The organism is Psychrobacter sp. TB55-MNA-CIBAN-0194 (genome assembly GCF_040309505.1).
Classification (GTDB): Bacteria; Pseudomonadota; Gammaproteobacteria; order Pseudomonadales; family Moraxellaceae; genus Psychrobacter; species Psychrobacter fozii.
This window is the reverse complement of the sequence record NZ_JBEOOW010000159.1, coordinates 1-283: the sequence shown is the minus strand read 5'-3', so window position 1 is coordinate 283 and position 283 is coordinate 1. Positions and strand designations below refer to the sequence as shown.

The window sequence follows — 283 nt, the reverse complement described above, 5'->3', positions numbered from 1 at the left end:
GCACAGTAACGAACAGATTGGCTTTATTTTTGGCTTCATTAAAGGTCAAGTCTACTGTTAAGCCCAATTGCTCATAGTAAGCTTGCACATCTTCAATTAATGCTAAGTTTGAATACCGACTGACGGTATCAAAGCCAATTAAGCGCGTTAGCCAATCAATACTTTGGGTGGGATAAGCAGTAGTTGCCAAGGTTTGTCTGTTATTATCAGTGCTATTATTATCGATGCTGTTCTTTATAGTCATAAAACATCCTTATTACGGTATAAAATAAAAGAGCTACCC

Annotated in this window: 1 pseudogene; it reads right to left on the bottom strand. The window is 37.1% G+C overall.

What is annotated here, in order from left to right:
• Window positions 1–244 (bottom strand): annotated as a pseudogene (locus AAEY75_RS14660) (acetylornithine deacetylase); the annotation flags it as partial.
• Between the last annotated feature and the right edge of the window lie 39 nt (window positions 245–283).